This window comes from Paractinoplanes bogorensis (assembly GCF_018829635.1).
GTDB classification, from domain to species: Bacteria; Actinomycetota; Actinomycetes; order Mycobacteriales; family Micromonosporaceae; genus Actinoplanes; species Actinoplanes bogorensis.
Map to the genome: position 1 here is coordinate 481,942 of NZ_JAHKKG010000002.1, position 20,375 is coordinate 502,316.

The following is a 20,375-nucleotide window of genomic DNA, read 5'->3' on the forward strand; positions in this document are numbered from 1 at the left end:
GGGACATTTCGCGGGATCTTCAGGTCGCCGGGCCCAGGGTCACCGGCACGTTGTCGATCAGACGGGTGGCTCCGACCCGGGCGGCGACCAGCAGGCGAGCTGGGCCGGCGACGGGCGCGTCACCCAGGTCGGCTCCGGTGAGGGCGAGGTAGTCGACGCGTACGGCGGGCTCGTCGGCCAGGATCTTGCCCGCGGTGGCCAGCACGGCCGCGCTGTCGGTGTGCGCCGCACCCTCCCGCAACGCCTGGGAGAGAGCCAGGGCCGCCCGGCGCTCCTCCGGCGAGAGATAGCGGTTGCGGCTCGACCGGGCCAGACCACCATTTTCCCGTACGGTCGGCACGCCCACGATCTCCACGCCGAGTTCGAGATCGCGCACCATCCGGCGGATCAGCGCGAGCTGCTGGAAGTCCTTCTCGCCGAAGAACGCCACGTCGGCCCGGGTGAGCATGAGCAGCTTCTGGACCACGGTGAGCATGCCCGAGAAGTGGCCGGGGCGGCTGGCCCCCTCGAGGATCTCGCCCAGCGGGCCGGCGTTCATCGTGATCGAAGGGGCGCCGTCCGGATAGACCTCGTCGCGGCTCGGCGCGAACACGACCGAGACGCCCTCGGCCCGGCACGCCTCGAGATCGGCCTCGAGCGTGCGCGGGTACTTCTCGAAATCCTCGCCGGGCCCGAACTGCAGCGGGTTCACAAAGATCGTGACCACCACGAAGGCGGCGCGGGCCCGGGCCTCGCGCATGAGCTGCCGGTGCCCCTCGTGCAGGGCGCCCATGGTCATCACGACCGCGATCTCGCCCGGCACCGCGGCCAGGTCGGTGGCCAGTTCGGCGCGCGTGTGGACGACGTACGTCATGCCGGGCTCCCGATCTTGCTTTCGAGTACGTCGAGAAGCGGTCCCGCATCCTGGGGGCGCAGACGCCCGGCGGCGATAGCACGGTCGGCCGTGCGGCGGGCCAGGGCCAGGTAGGCGGCCCGCGACTCGGGCGGCATGCGGTCGAGATGCCTGCCGACGGTCCCGGCGTCGCCGCGGGAGACCGGCCCGGTCAGGGCAGCGTCACCGAGGCGCAGCGCGTTGTCGAGCGCGGCGTGCAGCAGCGGCGACAGCACCCGGGACGGCTCCCCGATGCCCGCCGCGCGCAGCAGGTCGGCGGCCTCGTTGACCAGGGTGACCAGGTGGTTGGCGCCGTGCGCGAGGGCGGCGTGGTAGACCGGCCGGGCGTCCTCGGCCACCCACTCGGGCACGCCGCCGAGGTCGGCCACGAGGCGGGCCGCGAACACCCGGTCGGCCGTGGTGATGCCCCAGGCGATGCCCGGCAGCCGCTCGAGGTCGGTGTCGGCGCCGGTGAAGGTCATCGCGGGGTGGAGAGCCAGGCCCTCGCCGCCGAGGACGGCCAGGCCGTGGGCGCCCGAGGTGTGGGCGATCCGCTGGCCGGGACGCAGGGCGCCGGTGGCCTTGAGACCCGACACGACGCCGGCCAGCGCGTCGTCCGGAACGGCGAGCAGAAGGAGATCGCGGGCGGCGCGGGCGACCTCGTCGGCGGGGAGGATGGCGGCCCCGGGCAGCAGGCGGGCGGCCCGCTCACGAGAAGCGGCGGAGACGGCCGCGGCGGCGACCACGTGGTGGCCGGCGGCGGTGAGGGCGGCGCCCAGCACGGCCCCGACTCGTCCCGCTCCGACAACGCCGACGATCAGCGGCGACGATGCGCTCATATGCAGATCCAGTCCTCGAAAGGGGTACCGGTCGGGGCAAGTATGCGCCGCCGTAACACGCCCGTGACAAGACCATGTGAACAAGCCCATGCCGCGTCTCGATCTCGATCTTGCGCGAACCCCGCGGGCCCTCCCCCGTGACGATTGTCCCGGGTTGGCCAAGATCGTGGGGGCGGGCCTGTGGACAACGGCCAATTGTGGATAACCGCGCCTAGGGTGAGCGGTGTGACGGGGTGGCGGGCGGCTATGGAGAGCGGGCTCTACGGGCCCGGCGGGTTCTTCGTGCGCCCAGACGCTGGGCCGGCCGATCACTTTCGGACCAGCGTGCACGCCTCGCCGCTGTTTGCCGGTGCGCTGCTGCGGCTGATCGAGCGGATCGACACCGCGCTCGGGCGACCGGCGACGTTTGACCTGGTTGACGTCGGTGCGGGGCGGGGCGAACTGCTGGCCACCCTGCGTCCGTTGCTGCCTGAGCGCGTACGGCTGACTGGGGTTGAAGTTGCTCCCGCGCCACCTGCTCTTCCCGGGGGCATTGCGTGGCGGCGGGACATTCCGGACAACATAGTGGGGCTGCTGATCGCCACCGAATGGCTCGACAACGTGCCGCTGGATGTGGCCGACCTCGACGACCACGGGCGGATGCGCCAGGTGCTGGTCGACCCGGCCACGGGCGCCGAGACGCTGGGCGGGCTGGTCGATGCGGCCGACCTGTTCTGGCTGCGACGCTGGTGGCCGGAGCCGGGGCGGGTCGAGATCGGGTGGCCCCGGGACGCGGCCTGGGCCGACGCCGTGCACCAGGTGCGCCGCGGGTACGCGCTCGCGATCGATTACGGGCATGTGCGCGCGGAACGACCGATGCTCGGGACGCTGACCGGCTTCCGGGGTGGACGGCCGGTGACGCCGGTGCCGGACGGGAGCTGTGACGTGACGGCGCACGTGGCGATCGATGCGGTGGCGAGTGCGGCCGGGACGCCGTACGGGCTGATCCGCCAGCGGGACGCCCTCCAAGCGCTCGGGATCGACGGCGCCCGGCCACCGCTGGCTCTGGCCCGGACCGACCCGGCGGGCTATGTGCGGGCGCTGAGCGCGGCCGGAGCCGAGGCTGAGCTGATCGAGCCGTCGGGGCTCGGCGGGCACTGGTGGCTGCTGCACAGCGTGGGACTCGAGGATCGTGGGAGCATTCTCGGGTGAACGACGCCTTGCGGGAAGTTGTGGTCGGGACCGGTGCGGGTCTCGAGACCGCCGACATGGTGCTCAACATCGGACCGCAGCACCCGTCGACGCACGGCGTGCTGCGGCTCAAGCTCAACCTCGACGGTGAGCGGGTGGTCGCCTGCGAGCCGATCGTCGGCTACATGCACCGGGGCGCCGAGAAGCTGTTCGAGGTGCGCGACTACCGGCAGATCCTGATGCTGGCCAACCGGCACGACTGGCTGTCCGCCTTCTCCAACGAGCTGGGTGTCGCGCTGGCCGTCGAGCGGCTGATGGGCATCGAGGTGCCCGAGCGCGCGACCTGGCTGCGGATGGCGCTGGCCGAGCTCAACCGGGTGCTCAACCACCTGATGTTCCTGGGCTCCTACCCGCTCGAGATCGGCGCCATCACGCCCATGTTCTACGCGTTCCGCGAGCGCGAGACGCTGCAGGCGGTGATGGAGGAGGTCTCCGGCGGCCGCATGCACTACATGTTCAACCGGGTCGGCGGTCTCAAGGAGGAGGTGCCGGCGGGCTGGACCGGGCGGGCCCGAGAGGCGATCCGGACCGTTCGCGAGCGGATGCCCGATCTGGACAATCTGATCCGGCGCAACGACATCTTCCTGGCCCGTACGGTCGGAGTCGGCGTGCTCACGGCCGAACAGGCGGCCGCCTACGGCGCCTCGGGTCCGGTCGCCCGGGCCAGCGGACTCGACTTCGATCTGCGCCGCGACGAGCCCTACCTGGCCTACGACCAGCTGGACGTGCCCGTGGTGACCCGGAAGTCCGGCGACTGCCACGCCCGGTTCGAGGTGCTGCTCGAGCAGGCGTACGTGTCGCTCGACCTCGCCGAGCAGTGCCTGGACCGGGTCGACACGATCTCGGGGCCGGTCAACGTGCGGCTGCCCAAGGTGGTCAAGGCGCCCGAGGGGCACACGTACGCCTGGACCGAGAACCCGCTCGGCATCAACGGCTACTACCTGGTGTCGCGGGGCGAGAAGACGCCGTGGCGGATGAAGCTGCGCACCGCGTCCTACGCGAACGTGCAGGCGCTGGCCACGTTGATCCCGGGCTGCCTGGTGCCCGACCTGATCGCCATCCTCGGGTCGATGTTCTTCGTGGTCGGCGACATCGACAAGTAGGGCGGCGGCTCAGCGGCGGCCGTGTCCCCGGTCGGGCGGGTAACCGCCGTAGCCGGCGAAGTCGCTGAGCGAGCCCACATTGGTGTCGTTGGCCGACGGGCGGTGCCGGCGGGCCTTGTAGGTGGGATCGCCGGTCACGGTGCCGGGTTCACGGTGCGGCGGCTCGTCGTATCCGTCGGCCGGGCCGTAGGCACTGTCGTCGGCGTAGCCCTGGTCGGCGTCGTAGCGGGGGGCGCCGTAGCCGTTGTACTCGTCGGAGTCGTAGTCGCTGCCGCCGGTCGGTGCGCCGTAGGTGCCGCCGGGGGCGCCGTACGTGTTTCCGTTTCCGGGCGCGGGAGCACCGTAGACGCCGGGCACCTGAGCGGCACCGGACGCGTGTGCGGCACCGGACGCGTGTCCGGCGCCCGGCGCTTGGACGGCGTAGCCGGTGCTCGCGCCGAAGTCGTCGGCCAGTGAGTCGGGCTGACCCGGGAACGGGCCGCCGGGGCGCACGGAGGCCGACGCGCGCGGCGGCGGGGGCGGCGGGACCGAGGCGGCACCCCGCTGGCGTGGGATCGGCGGGGGCGACACCGAGGCGGCACCGGAGACGACCCGGCCGCCGGTCGAGGTGCCGGGCTCGCGGGCTCCTTGCGGGTTGATCTGGCGGCCGCCGGTGGACATGCCGGGGCCGGTCCGCGCCGGTGGACGCACGGCGGCCGAGGCCACGGGTGCGGCCGGTTTGGTGCCGGGCAGGTTCGGCACACTGGCCCGGCCACCCGAGGGCGGGCGGGCCGTGCCGGTGGGCGGCGGACCAGGCGGCGGTCCGGGCGGCGTGAACTCAGGCTCGGCGGCGAACGGATCCGGGACGTCGGCCCGCATCGCGGCGAAGAAGCCGGAGTCCATCTCCTGCTGGACCGCCGGCGCGCCGTGCGGATGCATCGGGCCCGAGTCGTACTCAAGCTGGTCGTACTCAGCCTGCTCGTACGAAGGCTGTTCGTACTCGGCCTGGTTGTACCCGCCCTGGTGGTTAACCTGGGCAAACTCGGCCCGCAGCTCGCGGCGCAGCGCGGCCACCTCTTCGGCCACCCGGTCCTCGACGTCCATCCGGCCCAGCACCGGGTCGCTGCGCACCAGCACCGAGGCGCCGATGAGCACCACGGCGACGGCGATGAGCAGCACGGCGAACCGCACGGTGTTGGAACTCTGGCCGAGCAGCACGACGGCCGCGGCCAGCGGAGCGAGCAGAACGCCCGCCCAGATGAGGCCGCGGAGCAGGCGTGCGTTCCCCGCGAGGGATTCCCGGTCCGGCATGGCCGCCGATACTACCCAGACGCCCCGATCGGGCAAATGTTCGATCGACGGGCTTCAGATGGCCCGAAACCCGGCAATTACTACTATTTAGCAGCCAGCGCCGGGTCGGAACTGAGCACCGAACCCACGCTGACGCCGCCCGTTCGGAGAGCGTTCACCAGGCCGCCCTGATCGAGGCTGCTGAACCGCCCGGCCTGGAACCCGTACCGCTGCACCAGCCCGAGCTGGCAGTTCGGGCGCTGCGGGCAGGTTGCCGGACCACCGACCACGGTGGCCGCGCCGGAGCACTTACCGGCCAGGTCGGAGAGGGTTTTCAGGCCGTGCCGGTCGGCGAACGCGGCCGTGACGGCGAACGCGTTCTGGTGCTGCGCCTCGGCCGGCCGCCCGAAGACCAGGCCCCGCTTGCGGCCCAGGGCGGTGAGGTCGGTCATCACGGTCTGCAGGTCGGGTGAACCCTTGGCCCGGCCGGCCAGATAGGTGGCCAGCGAGGCCGCATATTCGGGCAGCACGTCGATGTCGCCCCTGACCAGGGCCGGTTCGGCGGTCTTCCGGGGTCCGGCCTTCCGCACCTTCGCCGTGTAGCCGGCCGCGGTCGCCGCCACGGCGTAGAGCTGGGCGAGGGTGGCGCTCTCGGCCGAAACGCCCGCCCCGATGATCACCTGGCCGCCGGAGCCCCGGACCACGCCGGTCGTCAAACTGTTCGCAGCTGCGAACTCTTGGGCGGCCGCCTTCGACGTCTTCCGGTCGACCGTGACCGCCTTGTTGAGGGCGATCAGCTTGGTGGTGTCGAGCGCGGCCGAGACCCGGTCGAGCGCGGCGATCAGCTCGGGCGAGGACGCCTCCTGGTTGATCGCCGGAACGATGTTGTCGGCGTCCTGCATCCGCTGGTCGTCCTCGAGGACGACCAGGGCGTCACCGGCGACCGGGGCACAGCCGGCGGTCGGCGACGGCTTCTCGGCGGCGGGGGCGGTGCACCCGGCGGCCAGCACCGCGGCGGCGGTGATCAGGATCAGGCGTCTCACCCGGCTACATCTACCGGCTCGCGAGACGGCTTTCGGCGAACTCGGCGTGCGCTCACCCGGCCGGGAGACCAGCCGGGTGAGCGGCCGGGGTCACTTCGTGCCGCGATAGCCACCGAGTGTGGCCAGGCCGACGATGATGCCCACGAAGAAGCCGTAGCCGGCGCCGCTGCTGGCCGACTGGAACGCGCCGAGCAGCGAGGGGTTGGCCAGGAACAGCGTGGTGAGCAGGGCCGCGAAGGCCCCGGCGAAGATGTAGGACGCCCAGCCGGCGAAGAACTGGCTGATCGTGCCGCGAGCCCGGGCCAGCTGTGAGCCGGGCAGCAGGAACAGGAAGAGGGCGGTCAGCACGACCAGCAGGATCGCCTTGAGGTCGCCGACGATGATGTCGCGCAGGGAGTCGCTCGAGTCGAACGACCAGCGCGGCCAGGAGAGCAGGCGCAGCCACCAGCCGCCCGCCGTGTCGGGGTTGGTGTTGTTGGTCACCCAGTCGGCGTACCAGGGGCTGCCGAAGACGAGGACCAATATGAGCGCAGCAAGAGTGCCTGCACCAGTCACAGACTTGTACCGGTTACCGAGAGCCATGCGCCGCTAATTCCCAGCGCGGCTCACGTTTCAAACGACGGTGATAAATCAGTGCTTCTGCAGGTAATCGATGAACGCGGCGCGTAGCAGCGGCTCGTTCTCTCCGTAACCGTGGCCCTCGAGCTCACGCCACAGGGCGACCGCCTCATCGACCGTCGGGCCGATCGAATTGGGCGCGCCGTCGAGCTGGGCCGCCTCGTCGGCGTCGGGCAGGTGCTTGAGGACCGACCAGAAGAAGCCGATGTCGCGCCGCTCCCGCGCCCGGTGGAAGGCGCGCTCCCGCAGCTCCTCGGTGGGCAGGGCGTCCAGCTCGGCGAAGCTCGGAGTGGTCATGATTCACAGCATAACGATCAGCGGCTGGTGCCCCACGGCCCGGCGTCCCAGCGGTCGGCACGCGGGCTCGAGGTGGTCGACTGCCAGGTCTCGGGCAGGTCGGGCGACCAGCTGGCGGCGGCCGTGGTCGGCGCCGCGTTCCAGTCGGCCGGGCCGGCCACCGGCAGCGGCCGCCCGTACGTCTCGACGAGCCGGGTGACGACCAGTCCACCCGCGAAGACGCAGGCCGCGATCGCGAACAGCGCGATGTCGAAGTTGCGGCGGGCCGCGTAGTCGAGGAACAGCGTCAGCGCGGCGACCGCGAACAGGGTGCCGAACAGGCCGCCCCGCCGCCCGTAGGCGCTGGTGCCGGCGAGCAGGGCCAGGCCGATCGCGATGCCGGTCCACTCGAGGCCGGTGCCGGGCACGACCGGCGCGTCCGACTTCGCGGCGAAGAGCATGCCGGCGGCGACCGCGAAGACCGACGAGAGGATCAGCGAGCCGAGCACCGGGACGGCGACCGCCGCGCCCCGGCGCCGGGCCGGGTCGCCGGTCGGGCGCATGCGGCCCAGCCAGCGCCGGACCGGGGTGGCGGCGCCGAGGGCCCCGCCGAGTACGGCCAGCAGGGCGAACCCGCCGAACAGGAAGAACGCCTGGCCGGTCGGGTCGTAGGTGCCCTGGACGGCGACCGGGGCGACCCGCAGTTGGTCGAAGACGATCACGCCGAGGGCCGCGGCGAGCGTCGCCGCCCAGCCGGGGACGTGCAGCACGAGGATGAACATCGCGATCACGATGGCGCCGGCCACCGCGAAGACCAGCGCCGGGACCCCGGCTCGGAGCAGGCCCTGGTCGCCCTGCTCGGCGTACTGAAAAGAGGCGGCCAGGGCGATCGGGCCGAGAGCCAGGTTGGGCACGCCGGCCCGCAGGGTCAGCCCGGCCCCGAGGGTGAGCAGGCCGATCGCGGCGCCGGTGATGAGCAGCGTGTCGAGGGCCGGGCGGCGCAGGCTGTCGGGGTCGAGGCGCCAGAGCAGGAAGCCGATGGCGGCCGCCGCCACCAGCAGCACGACCTCCCAGCCGAGGTGGATGCCGAGGCGGTCGCGGCCGTCCTCGTCGGCCTCGGCCCGGCGCAGCACGTCGGCCGTGGTCTCGCCGACGGCGTCGAGCTCCTCGGCCCGCCGGCGCTGCTCGGCCGCGGCCAGGGTGTTGGCGCGGTAGGCCGCCGGATCGGTGGGAGTGGGCTCCTCGGTCTGCCGACGGTAGGTCGCCTCGTCGTACGCCATCGCCGTGCCTCCTCGTGTGCGTCCCCCGTGCGGTGAAAGACGCACGCCGATTTCCGCCGGGCGCGTGCCCGTACGCAGAGCATACGGATACGAGAGGTGCTCAGTTCAAGACCGAATGTAGGGGGTTAGAGCAAGCCCGTCGGGCGGTCCGAATCGTCAGCATCCTTGCTGTCCGGCTGCTCCGGAATGCGGCACGCCCGCTCCAACCACAGCGCGGCCCCGATCAGGGCGGCGGCCGTGATCACTCCGCCCACCGCGACCGGGATGTCGCTGTGTGCGGCCTCCGTCGGCTCCATCGCGAGCCAGGCCAGCAGCCCGGCCGAGAAGCCCACCGAGATCGCCCCGACCAGCGAGGAGGCCTTGGCCAGGGCGACGTAGCGGGCGACGGCGAGCGCGTCGACCCGGGGCGCTCCCGGCTTGCGCTGGATGCGGGCGGCCGTGTTCTGCGCCAGCAGGCCCTCGGCCACCGCCAGCACGCCCAGCACGATCACCGGCGACCAGGGCAGGTCGGGCAGGTTGGAGTAGGAGAAGCTGAGCAGCAGCCAGCCCACGGCGGCCGCGGCGAGACCGGCCACGATCAGCACCGAGATGCTGGTCGGGCGCATCGAGGGGTCCGACTTCGGCGCCTGCGGGTTGCTGCTCACGCCTTGAACTCTAGTGCGAGATCGGGCCGGGGGGTCATCGCGGCGAGGTCGTCGGCCAGACCGGGGACGGCGAGCAGATCGGTGATCGGCGGATGCCCGGGCAGTTCGGCGGCGGGCTCGAGGTCGTGCCAGGGCCGCAGCACGAAGGCCCGCAGATGGGCCCGCGGGTGCGGCAGCGTCAGCTCGGGGTCGTCGCTGAGCACCGGCCGCCCGTCCGCGTCCCACACGGCGATCACGTCGACATCCAAGGTGCGCGGGCCGAACCGGCGCTCCGGGTCCCGCACCCGCTCGGCGTCGGCCTCGGCCCGGTGGGCGCGCTCGAGCCATTCGTACGGGCTCGCCTCGGGGTCCTCCACGATCAAGACCGCGTTCAGGTACGCCGGTTGGTCGGCATCACCCCACGGCGGTGTCTCGTAGACACCGGACACACGCTGGACGAAGGGGCTGAGCGCCCGGACCGCCTGTCGCAGGTGCTGTTCGCGGTCTCCGAGGTTGCTGCCCAGCGAGAGAAGCGCCCGGCTCACGCGCGACTCCGGCGCAGCGTGACGGCGACGTCGGCGAACTCGAGCGGGATCGGGGCCTGCGGCTTGTGGACGGTGACCTCGGCCGTGGAGACCCGCGGATCGGCCAGGCAGGCGTCGAGCAGACGGTCGGCCAGCGTCTCGATCAGGTTGACCGGCTCACCGCCGACGATCTCGGCCAGCCGGCCCGCGAGCTCGCCGTAGTGCACCGTGTCGGCCACGTCGTCGCTGGCCGCGGCCGGGGCGAGGTCGAGATCGAGGCGTACGTCGATCACGAAATCCTGCCCCTGCTCGCGCTCGAAGTCGAAGACGCCGTGGTGGCCGCGCACGCGCAGCCCGGTCAGCGCGATCCGGCCGTCCATCTGCTCACTCCCGCTCATTCATCCGCCTTCCTCGCCACCCTGGGTGACCCGGTCGCGCGCCAGACCGCGAGCGCGTCGACGGTGGCGGTCACGTCGTGCACGCGTACGCCCCAGGCCCCGGCGGCGACGGCGAGCACCGAGGTGGCCAGGGTGGCCGCCTCGCGCTCCTCGACCGGGCGTGGAGAGCCGTCCGGGCCCGCCAGCAGCCGGCCCAGGTAGGTCTTGCGGCTGGCCGCGAACATGACCGGGTAGCCGAGGCCGATCAGGACGTCGAGGTGGGCGCTGAGGGCCCAGTTGTGCTCGGCGGTCTTGGCGAAGCCCAGGCCCGGGTCGAGAATGATCTGTCCGGGGTCGACCCCGGCCGCGAGCGCCTCATCGACGCGGGCCAGGAGCTCGTCCCGTACCTCGGAAACCACGTCCCGATACACGGCGAGCTCGGTCATAGTCCTCGAGTGCCCACGCCAGTGCATGAGGATCCAGGGGCACCCGGCCTCGGCGGCGACGCCGGCCATGCCCCGGTCGGCGAGTCCACCCGAGACGTCGTTGATGGCCACCGCCCCGGCCTCGAGCGCGGCCCGGGCGACCGCCGCCCGCGTGGTGTCGATGCTGAGCGGCACCCCGGCCCGGGCGAGTTCCCGGATCACCGGTACCACGCGGGCGATCTCGGTCTCGGAGTCGACCCGGCCGGCCCCGGGGCGGGTCGACTCACCCCCGACGTCCACGATGTTCGCACCTGCGCGGTAGAGCTCGATGCCATGCTCTACCGCGGCCGCCACGTCCGTGTATCGGCCGCCGTCCGAGAAGGAATCCGGGGTGACGTTGAGAATGCCCATCACGACCGGGTGATCCACATGCATCAACGCGCGGCCCGCGACCTGCGCATCCGTCGGCTCCGTCGTCACCGCACGAGGGTACGGCGGGCGGGGTTGTCGCACGTGCGTACGATGGCCGGTAACTCATTTTCACGCACGCCATCACCTTGCGTAACGTTTCGGACGCTTGTAGCCAAGAAGTACGGGCCGTACTCTTCGGAACTGGGCATCATTTGTAGGAACCGGAGAGAGCAGACGAGCATGGCTGTGCCCGAACGGCTCACTCGACGCGCAGGGTGGGAAGTAGCACGATATGGGCGGTGCCGTGAGGCTTCACCACTGCAGCGTGCCCGGAACCCCCTAGCCGGGCACGGGGAGGTTTACCAATGATCGCCACTGAGCTCGTCACGCAGGCCGCGGCCGCGCTTCAGCAGGCCACACTCGCCGCGCCCGAACCCAAGGGCATCAACACCGAAGGCATCGTCACCTTCTTCGCCAGCAACATCGCACCGATCCTGCTCGCGGTGCTCGGCGTGATCTTCATCGGACGGGCCAGCCGCGGTGAGATCTCGAAGGTCCTGACCAGTTCGGCCATCGCCATCGTGGGTCTGGCGTTCATCGCCGGAGCCGCGACCCTGTTCTTCGTCGGCGACGCGCTGATCAAGCTGATCTTCAACTGAGATGCGGCTTCGTACCGACGACGACATCTACCGGGCGCGCCTGGTCTATCTGGGCCCGCCGGGATACACCCTGCCCATCCACCTGCCGTACGCGCAGTACGGCATGTTCGTGGCACTGGTGCCGTTGTTCATGTTCCTGCACTACCTGATGACCTTCGAGTTCGATCCGTTCCCGGCCTGGGAGATCGCGCTCGCCATGGTCACCACGTCCTACGTGTTCCGCCATGTCGACCCCGACCGTCCGGCCCGGGTCGTCATCCGGACCGCCCTCACCGACTGGCGCCGCACCCGCGAGCCGGCGGTCGAGCGCCGCGATCCGAGACTTGTCGCCACTCGCATCCGGGTTCGGGAGGAGTTGGTATGACCAGTTCCATCGCGCACTCCCACGAGGCCGGCGCATGACCGGACCGTTTCCGCACGGGCATCCCCGCGCGGATGCCGACACCCAGGGCAGGCAGAGTAACGGAGTGCGCTCGAACGGCTACCCTCCGGCTGACTCGGGGGAAGAAGAGGTCGTGGCCGCTCCGGGGCACGGCGCGGTCGGGGTGTTCCAGTCGCCCCAGCCCGTACGTCCGCGTAGCGGGCCGGTCGACACCACGCTCGACATCGACTCCCCCTTCCTCGACCTGTTCGGCGGGGCGGCGCCACCGACGCCGGTCTCGTCGACTCCGGCGAGTGATTCCGCGGCTTCCGAGCCGTCCGACCTCGACTTCGACTTCGGGTTCGATTTCGACGATCGGCCGACCGTGGTGCCGCCGTCGTCCGCGCCCCCGTCGTCTACTTTGCCTGCGGCGCCTTCCGAGATTCTTCCCGTACGCCCGGAGCCGGTCGAGCTTCCGCTGGAGGCACCCGCTCCGACGCCGGTTTCCTCGGCTCCCGCGCCCACGCCGGTCTCCTCGGCGCCCGCTCCTACGCCGCTCTCCTCGGCACCCACTCCAGTGCCGGTCGACGAGCCGCCCGTTGCGGGGCCGCCCGCTCCGGCGCCGCGCGTGCCCGATCCCGACTTCGACGACGGCCCGGACGGCGCCTGGGGCACGCCCGAGCCGTTCAGCCGCGCGCCGATCGGACCCAAGGCCGACTTCTACCAGGAGACAGGTGCTCCCGCGGCCGAGCCCGGCTTCGACGAGTGGCCCGACTTCGACAACTGGCCGTCGACGCCGCAGGTGGGCTCCGCGTCCGCCCCGCCGGCCGCCCCGGTGGCCGAGACACCGGTGTCGACGCCGCCGCTGTGGCAGACCGTCGGGAACCAGGCACGACCGCCGCAGGCGGGACCCGTGGAGGCGTACGGGAAACCGCTTGAAGAAATGCCGACCGAGGCCGCCCTGCCGGTGCCGGCAACGGAGAAGGCGCCGGCCCGCCGCAAGGAGAAGTCTCCGGCCCGGCGCAAGAAGGAGAATCTGCCGGCCCGGGCCGACAAGCTCAAGCAGCCCAAGCCGGTGCAGCTGCGGCCGAACAAGCTGAAGTTCAACGACCGTGACCCGGTCATGGAGCTGGAGATCAGCGAGATCGCCGGCCACCTGACCTTCACCCAGAGCACCGTCACAGCTTGGTACTACCTGCCGGAGGTGCGCTGGGCGTTCCGGCCCGACGCCGAGCGTGAGGCGCTGCTCAGCGCGATCTCCGAGCAGTACGCCGGGCTGGCCGGTTTCCGCTTGCACCTGCGTCGCACCAACCGGCCGTTCCCGGCCGACGAATGGGCACGCACGGTCGACTCGTTCACCGCCAAACCGCTTCCCGACGTACGCGGTGGCACCTCCTGGTCGGATCACCTCGTCGCCGCCCAGCGGCACCTGCTGTCGGTCAACCACGCCGAGGGCCAGACCTATCTGGGCGTGACGTTCGCGCGGCGCTCGCTCGGCGACACCTTCTCCGAACGCATCCTGCGGATGTTCGGCAAGGGCACCTCGGACGGCGAACGGCGCAAGCTCAACCGGGCCGTCGAACAGTTCGACGAGGTGCTCAACGCGTTCGGCATGCGGGGCCGGCGGGTCAACCCGCAGGAACTGGAATGGCTGCTGTTCCGCTCGGTCGCGCTGTGCATGGCGCCGCCCGGACCGCTCAGCCCGGTCACCAACGGGCAGTGGGACACCGGCGACCTGCTCGCGCTGACCGAGCAGGTGGAGCGCTACCGGACCCCGTACGGGTCGACGGTCAAACTGGTCAACCGGATGACCGGCGAGGAAAGGCACGTCGCCGTCCTGTCCGTCGGCCGGATGGAACCGCTCGAGATCCCCGAGAAGCACGAGCCGTGGATGCACTTCCACGAGCGGCTGCCGTGGCCGATGGAGATCTCGTCCCGGATCGACATCCTCGGGTCGGGCAGTTCGTTCAAGAACCTCGAGCACCGGCTCCGGATGATCCGCTCGCAGCAGCTCGACTACGCCGAGCACGGCATCGACGCCCCGCCCGAACTGGAACGCCTGGCCAAGCGGGCGCTGGTGATCGGCGACGAGATGACCACCGGCCTCCCCGTCGAGTCGGCCCGCGCGCACGGCTGGCACCGGATCGCGGTCGGCGGCGCGACCCGCGAGGAATGCCTGGAGCGGGCCCGGCGCCTGATCCAGCTCTATTCGCGTGAACTGCGCATCTCGCTGCAGCACCCGAAGAACCAGGATCAACTGGCGCGCGAGTTCATTCCGGGTGAGCCGATCGCCAACACCGGTTACGTACGCCGAATGCCGGTGAAACTGCTGGCGGCGGCGCTGCCTCAAGCCGCTTCCACGGTGGGCGACCGGCGTGGTGACCTGATCGGGCGTACGGCGGGAACTTGTCGTCGTCCGGTCTTCCTCGACCTGCACTTCCCGATGGAGGTGCGCGAACGCTCCGGCCTCGGCGTCTTCGTGGCCGAGCCCGGCGGTGGCAAGTCGACGCTGATGGGCGCGCTGGGCTACCTGAACGCCCGCCGTGGCGTGCAGGTGACGCTGCTCGACCCGTCGGGACCGCTGGCCCGGCTGTGCCAGATGCCGGAGCTGCGCCCGTACTCCCGGGTGCTCAACCTGACCGGTTCGGAACAGGGCACGCTGGCGCCGTACGCGTTGATCCCGACCCCGGTCCGCTCCGAGTTCGCCACCGGGCCGGGCGGCGACCGCGAATACGAGATCGCCGTCTCCAATGCCCGGGCCGAGCGCCGCATGCTGGTGCAGGACATCTGCTCGATGCTGGTGCCGCCCCAGGTGGCCAAGGAGGCGTCGACGGCGACCCTGCTGCGCCACGCCGTACGGCAGGTGCCGGCCGAAGAGACGTCCACTCTCGACGACGTCGTACGCACCCTGCAAGGCCTCGACGACGACGAGGGACGCGAGCTCGCCAACCTGCTGCTGGACACGGCCGAGATGCCGCTGGCGCTGCTGTTCTTCGGCTCGCCACCCCAGCACCTGCTCGGCGCCGACGCGGCCCTCACCGTGATCACGATGGCCGGCCTGCGCCTGCCCGACCTCAAGATCGAGCGCGAGTACTGGTCGGCCGAGGAATCCCTCGCCCTGCCGATGCTGCACACGGCCCACCGGCTCGCGGTGCGGCGCTGCTACGGCGGCTCGATGTCGTCGCGCAAGATGGTCGGGCTCGACGAGGCCCACTTCATGGAGGGCTGGCGGTCCGGGCGCTCGTTCCTGGTGCGCCTCGCCCGCGACTCCCGCAAGTGGAACCTGGCGGCGCTGGTGGCCTCGCAGAACCCGCGCGACATCCTCGGCCTCGACGTGCAAAACCTGGTGTCGACGGTCTTCGTCGGGCGCATCGCGGAAGACCAGGAAATCGCGTCCGAAGCCCTGCGGCTCCTGCGGGTGCCGGTACACGACGGGTACGAGGCGACGCTGGCCTCGCTGTCCCAGGTCGACACGTCCTCGCAGTCGCGGCTCGGGTTCCGTGAGTTCGTGATGCGCGACGTCGATGGTCGCGTCCAGAAAGTACGTGTGGACGTGTCGTACGTTGAAGGTCTGCTGGAGCACCTCGACACGACGCCTACGGCTGCCAAGGCGGCTCCGGCGATTCCGATGTCGCCGTCCGACCTGGAGGTTTGAGATGGTGCGGCGGGGGTTGGCGCTACTCATGACCATGTTCGTCATGGTCGTGGCGTCGATCGTGTGGGCGGTGGCGGCGCCGCCGGCTTCGGCCGCGCCGGCGAAGGCCCCCGGTGGCGCATGCAGCGTCGAGGAGTGGCAGAAGGACTTTCGGTCTTGCGTCAACCGCCTGACCGAAGTTGGCGCCGACCGCGCTCAGTGCTTGACCCCGCCTACTCCAAGTACCCCTGACTCCGGGCTCGCTGGTTGGTTTGCTGAGCGGCCGGATTCTGCTTCGGCTCAAGGTACGCAAGGCATTTACAGTCAATACGGATACGCAGGCTACAGCTATACGACATACGACCTTGATAGCGGCTGCGCATCTAGCGTCATTGATCCGGACTACAAATTCGAGACAACGGTCGCGAATGGCGAGTTCATGATCGCGACAGCTGTCATCGGCGCATCCAACGCGCTCCGGGAGCGCGCGTGGGATCCGCAAGCTCTTTGGGGATGGGCCGACCCTCTAGTCGACCAGGCAACGAAGGCCGTCTACGAGAAGGTCTTCAGCGTCTTCGGCGTAATCACCTTGGCTATCGTTGGCCTGTACCTGATTTGGCGTTCGCGTCAAGCAGAGATGGGAGCGGCGACAACGACGGCCGGCTGGGCAATTCTCGTCATGGTGGCCGTCACTGCCATCGCGGCTTGGCCGGTTCGCTCGGCCAACATTGCCGACCAAAGCCTGGTCAGCACATTGGGCGTCGTGCACGACGCCGTTGGTCCCCGCCCCGTGGAGTCCGACGCGAGCAACTGTGTACTCGGGGATCCCGCGGCCTGCAAGGACAACCGACCACCTGCTGTCCGCGCAAGCGACACTGTCGCCGAGACCATGCTCTACCGAAACTATCTTCGCGGGCTTCTTGGATCGGCTGACAGCGACACGGCAAAGAAGTACGGACGAGCCCTTTATGACGCGCGATCCTTGTCGTGGACTGAGGCTCAGCGACTTCGCGACAACCCTGAGACCCGCGATGGCACATTGGACCGCAAACGCGCCCAGTGGGAGAAGGTTGCCGAGCAGATCAAGCAAGAAGACCCCGAGGCATACGAATACCTACAGGGCGTCAACGGCATGGACCGTATCGGCGCTGGATTCATCGCCGTTCTCGCTGCCGTCATGTTCGCCATGTTCGACCTGACCGCGTCGATCCTGGTTCTCCTCGGCTTCCTCATTTTCCGATGGGCAGTTATCGCCGCACCCATCCTGGGAACTATCGGTCTGCTGCGTCCGGCGAACGCAGGCATCAAGCGACTCGGCAATGCCGTGGTCGCGGCCGTCTTCAACATCGCCATATTTGGCACCGGAGCCGCGATCTATCTGTTCGCCGTCGATCTGATCATGAACACAGCAAGTCTGCCCGGCTGGCTTCAGGTGGTGCTGGTCTGGCTGGTCGGCGTCGTCGGCTGGCTGCTGCTGCGCCCCTACCGAAGAATCACCCAGCTCGGCGGCAAGGACGGCGCGCGGACGATCGCCGCGGGCTCCTGGCACCGGAACTTCTTCCGGGACATGCGGGAGGCATCCAAGCTCAACGTGGCCGACGCCGGCGACGGAGGACAGGTGGTCGGCAAGGGCAACGCACGCACGGTCTTCGTCGATCAGGGCAACCTGCGCCCCGAGGCACGTCTCGAAGACCCGTCGCAGGCCTCGGCGACCCGACCGGCCCCGCTCACACCGGCCCCGGTCGGTGGCGGCGGCCGCACTCAGCCGACCCGGCCCGACGGGCGGGAGCCGACCGTTCCGGACGAGGCACCGGCGCCGGCCCGCACGGCCACACCGGCTCGCACACGCCGCCCGGCCGGCGGCGGCTGGACCGAGCCGGACGTGTCCGAGCAGCCGTCCTCCTACGCCATCTATCGGCCCGAGACCGGCAGCACCACGGCCGAACCGGCGCCGCCTCGTATCCGCTCCGAGGCCAAGTGATCGCATGCCTCGATCTCTCGAACTCGGCCTCAACCGAATCTTCCGGTCGCGGTGGGGCGTCGCCGTGGTCCTCGCCGTCATCGTGCTGGCCATCATCGGTGTCGGACGGCTGTTCGCCGGCGGCAACGACTCGCCCTCGCTGGGCGTAGCCTCGCCCGGCCCGACGGTCAGCGTGGACCCCAAGGACGACGACAGCATCATCGAGACAGATCCGCCGCCGAGCCCGTCGACCAAACCGGGACGGGCGCAGCCCGAGGCGGTGGCCTACGCCTTCGCCTCGGCCTGGGCCGATCACCAGAACGTCACCCCGAAGGCCTGGCGGGCCCAGCTGCTGCCCAACTCCACGACCAAGCTGGCCGACGAACTGGACGGCGTCGATCCCAGCTCGGTCCCGGCCGAGCGGGTGATCGGCCGGCCCAGCCTGGTGCCGGTCGGTGAGACCGTGGTCAACGCGGTCGTCACCATGGACACCGGGAAGCTCAGCCTGCGCCTGATCTCGCCGGACGGGCACTGGCGCGTCGACGGAATCGACTGGGAAGCCACGTGAGCATCCCCCGGCCGCGGAAGATCGCACTCCTCGTCGCGCTGGTCGCGACGCTGGTGCTGCTGTGCTGCGGCGGGAGCGTCACCGCGCTGCTGGTCGGTGGTTTCAACAACGACGACAAGAACGCCAACCTGAACGCCTCGGGCGGCGGCTGCGGCAAGGGCGGGCCGGTCGACCCGGACACCCAGTTGCCACGGATCCGTCCCTACGGGCCCGAGCAGATCCGGAACGCGGCGATCATCATCAACGTCGGCGCCGACCTCAAGATGCCGCCCCGGGCCTGGGTGATCGCGGTCGCCACGGCCATGCAGGAGTCCCGGCTGAACAACCTCGGCGACCTCGGCGCCCGCAACGACCACGACTCTCAGGGCCTGTTCCAGCAGCGGCCGAGCAGCGGCTGGGGCACGGCCAAGCAGGTTCGCGACCCGGTCTACGCGGCCACGAAGTTCTACAACAAGCTCAAGACCATCTCGGGCTGGGAGCGGATGTCGCTCACCCGGGCCGCCCAGCGGGTGCAGATCAGCGCCTACCCAGACGCGTACGCGAAGCACGAACCCATCGCCACCCAGATCGTGAACCAGCTGGCCGACGGCGCCGCGAATGCGGTCGGCAACTCGGTGGCGATGCTGTGCGCGTCCGCTGGCCAGATCGCCGCCTCGGGATGGACGCTGCCGGTCGGAGCGGCCGTCGGTTCCGGATTCCGAACCGCATCGAGGCCCACCCACCAGGGCGTCGACCTGATCGCGGGCAAGCAGACCCCGATCTCGGCCGCGGCGAGCGGCATCGTCTCGAAGGTCAAGTGCGACGAGGACCACCGCGGCCGGCGCACCTGCAACGTCGATGGTTACCCGGGTAAGGGTGGCTGCGGGTGGATGGTGGAGATCCAGCACGCCGGGAACATCATGACAAGGTACTGCCACATGGTGGTGAAGCCGTTCGTCCGCGAGGGGCAAGAGGTGACGGCCGGTGAGATCATCGGTCGGGTGGGCAGCAGCGGCAACTCGTCCGGGCCTCACCTGCACTTCGAGGTCCACCTCAACAACGACCGATCCAGCGCGGGAGCGATCGACCCGGTGAAGTTCATGCGTGAGCAGGGCACACCCCTCGGTGGGGCCGGATGAGCCGCGAGTCGTTCCCCGACCCGTTCGCCGGGCACCCCGAGTGGGAACTCGAACCGCCCCGGCCGATCGTGCCGACGCCGGCCACGATGAGCGGCCAGTTGCGCGGACGCCGCGTGCTGATCGGCCTGCCGGGCCACGGCTGGCGCGGCGATCTGCGTGCGGACGAGAAGGTCGTGCAGGGCAGCCGCACGTTCGTACCGGTCATGTCGGAGGGCGAGTGGTATCGCGCCGAGGCCGAGCAGACCGAGATCTTCGCGCCGCTGGTGCCGGTCGAGCGGGTCTGGGTCGAGGAGTACGGCGTTGCCGGCATCTCGCTCGCGGCCGACGACCTCACGTCGCGGCTGGTTTCGATGGACGAGCCCGCGCGACGTACGCCGGTGGCCGCCGTCGACGCCGCATCTCTCTCCGGACGCCGGGTCGTGCGACTGCTGGATGACGGCGGTGAGGAACGCGACCTTCGTGCGGTGACCGAGCTTCACACCAATGGTCAGGGCGAGGTCTGCGCTCGCGTCACCAAGGAGCTGGACTGGTACCGCTGGGGTTGGAGCGGCCACGCGCCTCGGACCCTAGAAGTGGCAGCCCAACTTCTCTGGGCGGAGTAGCTCCTACTTCATCTCGGCGGCGCCGCAAACCCGCCAGCCGTCCTGGTCGGTCAGAGCGAATCGCCAAGGCTTAGTGACGCTCTCGTTGCCGTTCGAAGTGGCTTTGGTGAGATCGGTGACTACCTCGGCCTGCTTGCCGTTGGTAGTCACCGAGAAGCTGCCCCAGCTGACGTTGATCCCAGCCGAGAACTGCTGCTCCCTCTGAACGATGTCGGCTCGGAAGGCACCCAGTTCAGCCAGGTCGCCACCCGACTTACATTGATAGAGCTCCGCTTCTTGATCGTTTCGACTGACCAGGTAAGCGCCCAGGAAGTTGTCAACGACCGCGTCGGGGGCGGTGCGCTCGATCTTTGTTTCGTCGTCGTAGAGCAGGACCGCCACCCCGACCCCACCGAGGCAGAGCAACGCCACCACCCCCGCCCCCAGGGCCAGCCACAACCGCAACCGGCGGTTCCGCGGCTTCTTGCCCGGACCCACCGCCGGCGTCTCCACGCCCGCCGGCGGGGCCGATTCTCCGGTCACTGGCTCCTGCGGCTGCACACTCACGACAGTAGTGCCTCCACACACCTTTGCCCCCGGACCGG

At 70.4% G+C, this 20,375-nt stretch carries 21 protein-coding genes; 9 read left to right on the top strand and 12 right to left on the bottom strand.

Annotated elements, in window-relative coordinates:
• Nucleotides 1–19 precede the first annotated feature (19 nt).
• Both panC and KOI35_RS07060 read right to left on the bottom strand, forming a co-directional pair.
• Nucleotides 20–853, bottom strand: coding sequence for a pantoate--beta-alanine ligase (panC, locus tag KOI35_RS07055; protein WP_215785221.1), 834 nt, complete (start codon nt 851–853; stop codon nt 20–22).
• Complete coding sequence (locus tag KOI35_RS07060; RefSeq protein WP_215785222.1) at nt 850–1,710, bottom strand: Rossmann-like and DUF2520 domain-containing protein; 861 nt, start codon at nt 1,708–1,710, stop codon at nt 850–852. The genes panC and KOI35_RS07060 overlap by 4 nt, the downstream gene beginning before the upstream one ends.
• A 246-nt stretch (nt 1,711–1,956) precedes the next feature.
• Here KOI35_RS07060 and KOI35_RS07065 point away from each other — a divergent pair, with 246 nt between their 5' ends.
• Nucleotides 1,957–2,901: an SAM-dependent methyltransferase gene (locus tag KOI35_RS07065; RefSeq protein ID WP_215785529.1), complete on the top strand. Its 945-nt coding sequence runs from the start codon at nt 1,957–1,959 to the stop codon at nt 2,899–2,901.
• Between the two features lie 56 nt (nt 2,902–2,957).
• Nucleotides 2,958–4,043, top strand: a complete 1,086-nt coding sequence (locus KOI35_RS07070; protein WP_246612774.1) for an NADH-quinone oxidoreductase subunit D — start codon at nt 2,958–2,960, stop codon at nt 4,041–4,043.
• A 9-nt stretch (nt 4,044–4,052) separates the two neighbouring features.
• Here the strand turns inward: KOI35_RS07070 and KOI35_RS07075 are convergent, their stop codons facing one another.
• From KOI35_RS07075 to folP, 9 genes are all read right to left on the bottom strand, one after another.
• Nucleotides 4,053–5,333 carry a hypothetical protein gene (locus KOI35_RS07075; RefSeq protein ID WP_215785224.1) on the bottom strand — a complete coding sequence of 427 codons (1,281 nt, stop codon included), beginning with the start codon at nt 5,331–5,333 and terminating at the stop codon, nt 4,053–4,055.
• Nucleotides 5,334–5,416: 83 nt separating this feature from the next.
• Nucleotides 5,417–6,355 carry a glycine betaine ABC transporter substrate-binding protein gene (locus KOI35_RS07080; RefSeq protein WP_215785225.1) on the bottom strand — a complete coding sequence of 313 codons (939 nt, stop codon included), beginning with the start codon at nt 6,353–6,355 and terminating at the stop codon, nt 5,417–5,419.
• 90 nt (nt 6,356–6,445) lie between these two features.
• Nucleotides 6,446–6,937 (bottom strand): hypothetical protein, encoded by a 492-nt coding sequence (locus tag KOI35_RS07085; protein WP_215785226.1) that lies wholly within the window; start codon nt 6,935–6,937, stop codon nt 6,446–6,448.
• Between the two features lie 48 nt (nt 6,938–6,985).
• Nucleotides 6,986–7,270 (bottom strand): hypothetical protein, encoded by a 285-nt coding sequence (locus KOI35_RS07090; protein WP_215785227.1) that lies wholly within the window; start codon nt 7,268–7,270, stop codon nt 6,986–6,988.
• 17 nt (nt 7,271–7,287) lie between these two features.
• A complete protein-coding gene (locus KOI35_RS07095; protein WP_215785228.1) occupies nt 7,288–8,529 on the bottom strand; it encodes an ABC transporter permease in 1,242 nt (413 codons plus the stop codon).
• Between the two features lie 125 nt (nt 8,530–8,654).
• The gene (locus KOI35_RS07100) at nt 8,655–9,134 is read right to left on the bottom strand and encodes a DUF3180 domain-containing protein (protein WP_215785530.1); all 480 of its coding nucleotides are present in this window, start codon (nt 9,132–9,134) and stop codon (nt 8,655–8,657) included.
• Between the two features lie 35 nt (nt 9,135–9,169).
• Entirely contained in the window at nt 9,170–9,697 is a 528-nt protein-coding gene (gene folK / locus KOI35_RS07105; protein ID WP_215785229.1) for a 2-amino-4-hydroxy-6-hydroxymethyldihydropteridine diphosphokinase, read from the bottom strand.
• Nucleotides 9,694–10,056, bottom strand: a complete 363-nt coding sequence (gene folB / locus KOI35_RS07110; protein WP_215785531.1) for a dihydroneopterin aldolase — start codon at nt 10,054–10,056, stop codon at nt 9,694–9,696. The genes folK and folB overlap by 4 nt, the downstream gene beginning before the upstream one ends.
• Before the next feature lie 14 nt (nt 10,057–10,070).
• Complete coding sequence (gene folP / locus KOI35_RS07115; RefSeq protein WP_215785532.1) at nt 10,071–10,913, bottom strand: dihydropteroate synthase; 843 nt, start codon at nt 10,911–10,913, stop codon at nt 10,071–10,073.
• 341 nt (nt 10,914–11,254) lie between these two features.
• On the opposite strand from folP, the gene KOI35_RS07120 reads away from it, so the two are divergent.
• From KOI35_RS07120 to KOI35_RS07150, 7 genes are read left to right on the top strand one after another with little or no spacing between them, the layout of a single operon-like run.
• The gene (locus KOI35_RS07120; protein ID WP_215785230.1) at nt 11,255–11,548 is read left to right on the top strand and encodes a hypothetical protein; all 294 of its coding nucleotides are present in this window, start codon (nt 11,255–11,257) and stop codon (nt 11,546–11,548) included.
• 1 nt (nt 11,549) lies between these two features.
• Complete coding sequence (locus KOI35_RS07125) at nt 11,550–11,912, top strand: hypothetical protein (RefSeq protein ID WP_202990866.1); 363 nt, start codon at nt 11,550–11,552, stop codon at nt 11,910–11,912.
• A 34-nt stretch (nt 11,913–11,946) separates the two neighbouring features.
• Nucleotides 11,947–15,564, top strand: a complete 3,618-nt coding sequence (locus KOI35_RS07130; protein WP_246612635.1) for an ATP-binding protein — start codon at nt 11,947–11,949, stop codon at nt 15,562–15,564.
• A gap of 1 nt (nt 15,565) precedes the next feature.
• Nucleotides 15,566–17,524, top strand: a complete 1,959-nt coding sequence (locus KOI35_RS07135) for an MFS transporter (protein WP_215785232.1) — start codon at nt 15,566–15,568, stop codon at nt 17,522–17,524.
• 4 nt (nt 17,525–17,528) lie between these two features.
• The gene (locus tag KOI35_RS07140; protein WP_215785233.1) at nt 17,529–18,071 is read left to right on the top strand and encodes a hypothetical protein; all 543 of its coding nucleotides are present in this window, start codon (nt 17,529–17,531) and stop codon (nt 18,069–18,071) included.
• Nucleotides 18,068–19,189: a M23 family metallopeptidase gene (locus KOI35_RS07145; protein ID WP_215785234.1), complete on the top strand. Its 1,122-nt coding sequence runs from the start codon at nt 18,068–18,070 to the stop codon at nt 19,187–19,189. Before KOI35_RS07140 ends, KOI35_RS07145 begins: the two co-directional genes overlap by 4 nt.
• On the top strand, nt 19,186–19,791 hold the full coding sequence (locus KOI35_RS07150; RefSeq protein WP_215785235.1) for a hypothetical protein: 606 nt from the start codon (nt 19,186–19,188) through the stop codon (nt 19,789–19,791). The genes KOI35_RS07145 and KOI35_RS07150 overlap by 4 nt, the downstream gene beginning before the upstream one ends.
• 3 nt (nt 19,792–19,794) lie before the next feature.
• On the opposite strand, the gene KOI35_RS07155 is transcribed toward KOI35_RS07150, so the two are convergent.
• Nucleotides 19,795–20,331, bottom strand: coding sequence for a hypothetical protein (locus KOI35_RS07155; RefSeq protein ID WP_308120830.1), 537 nt, complete (start codon nt 20,329–20,331; stop codon nt 19,795–19,797).
• Between the last annotated feature and the right edge of the window lie 44 nt (nt 20,332–20,375).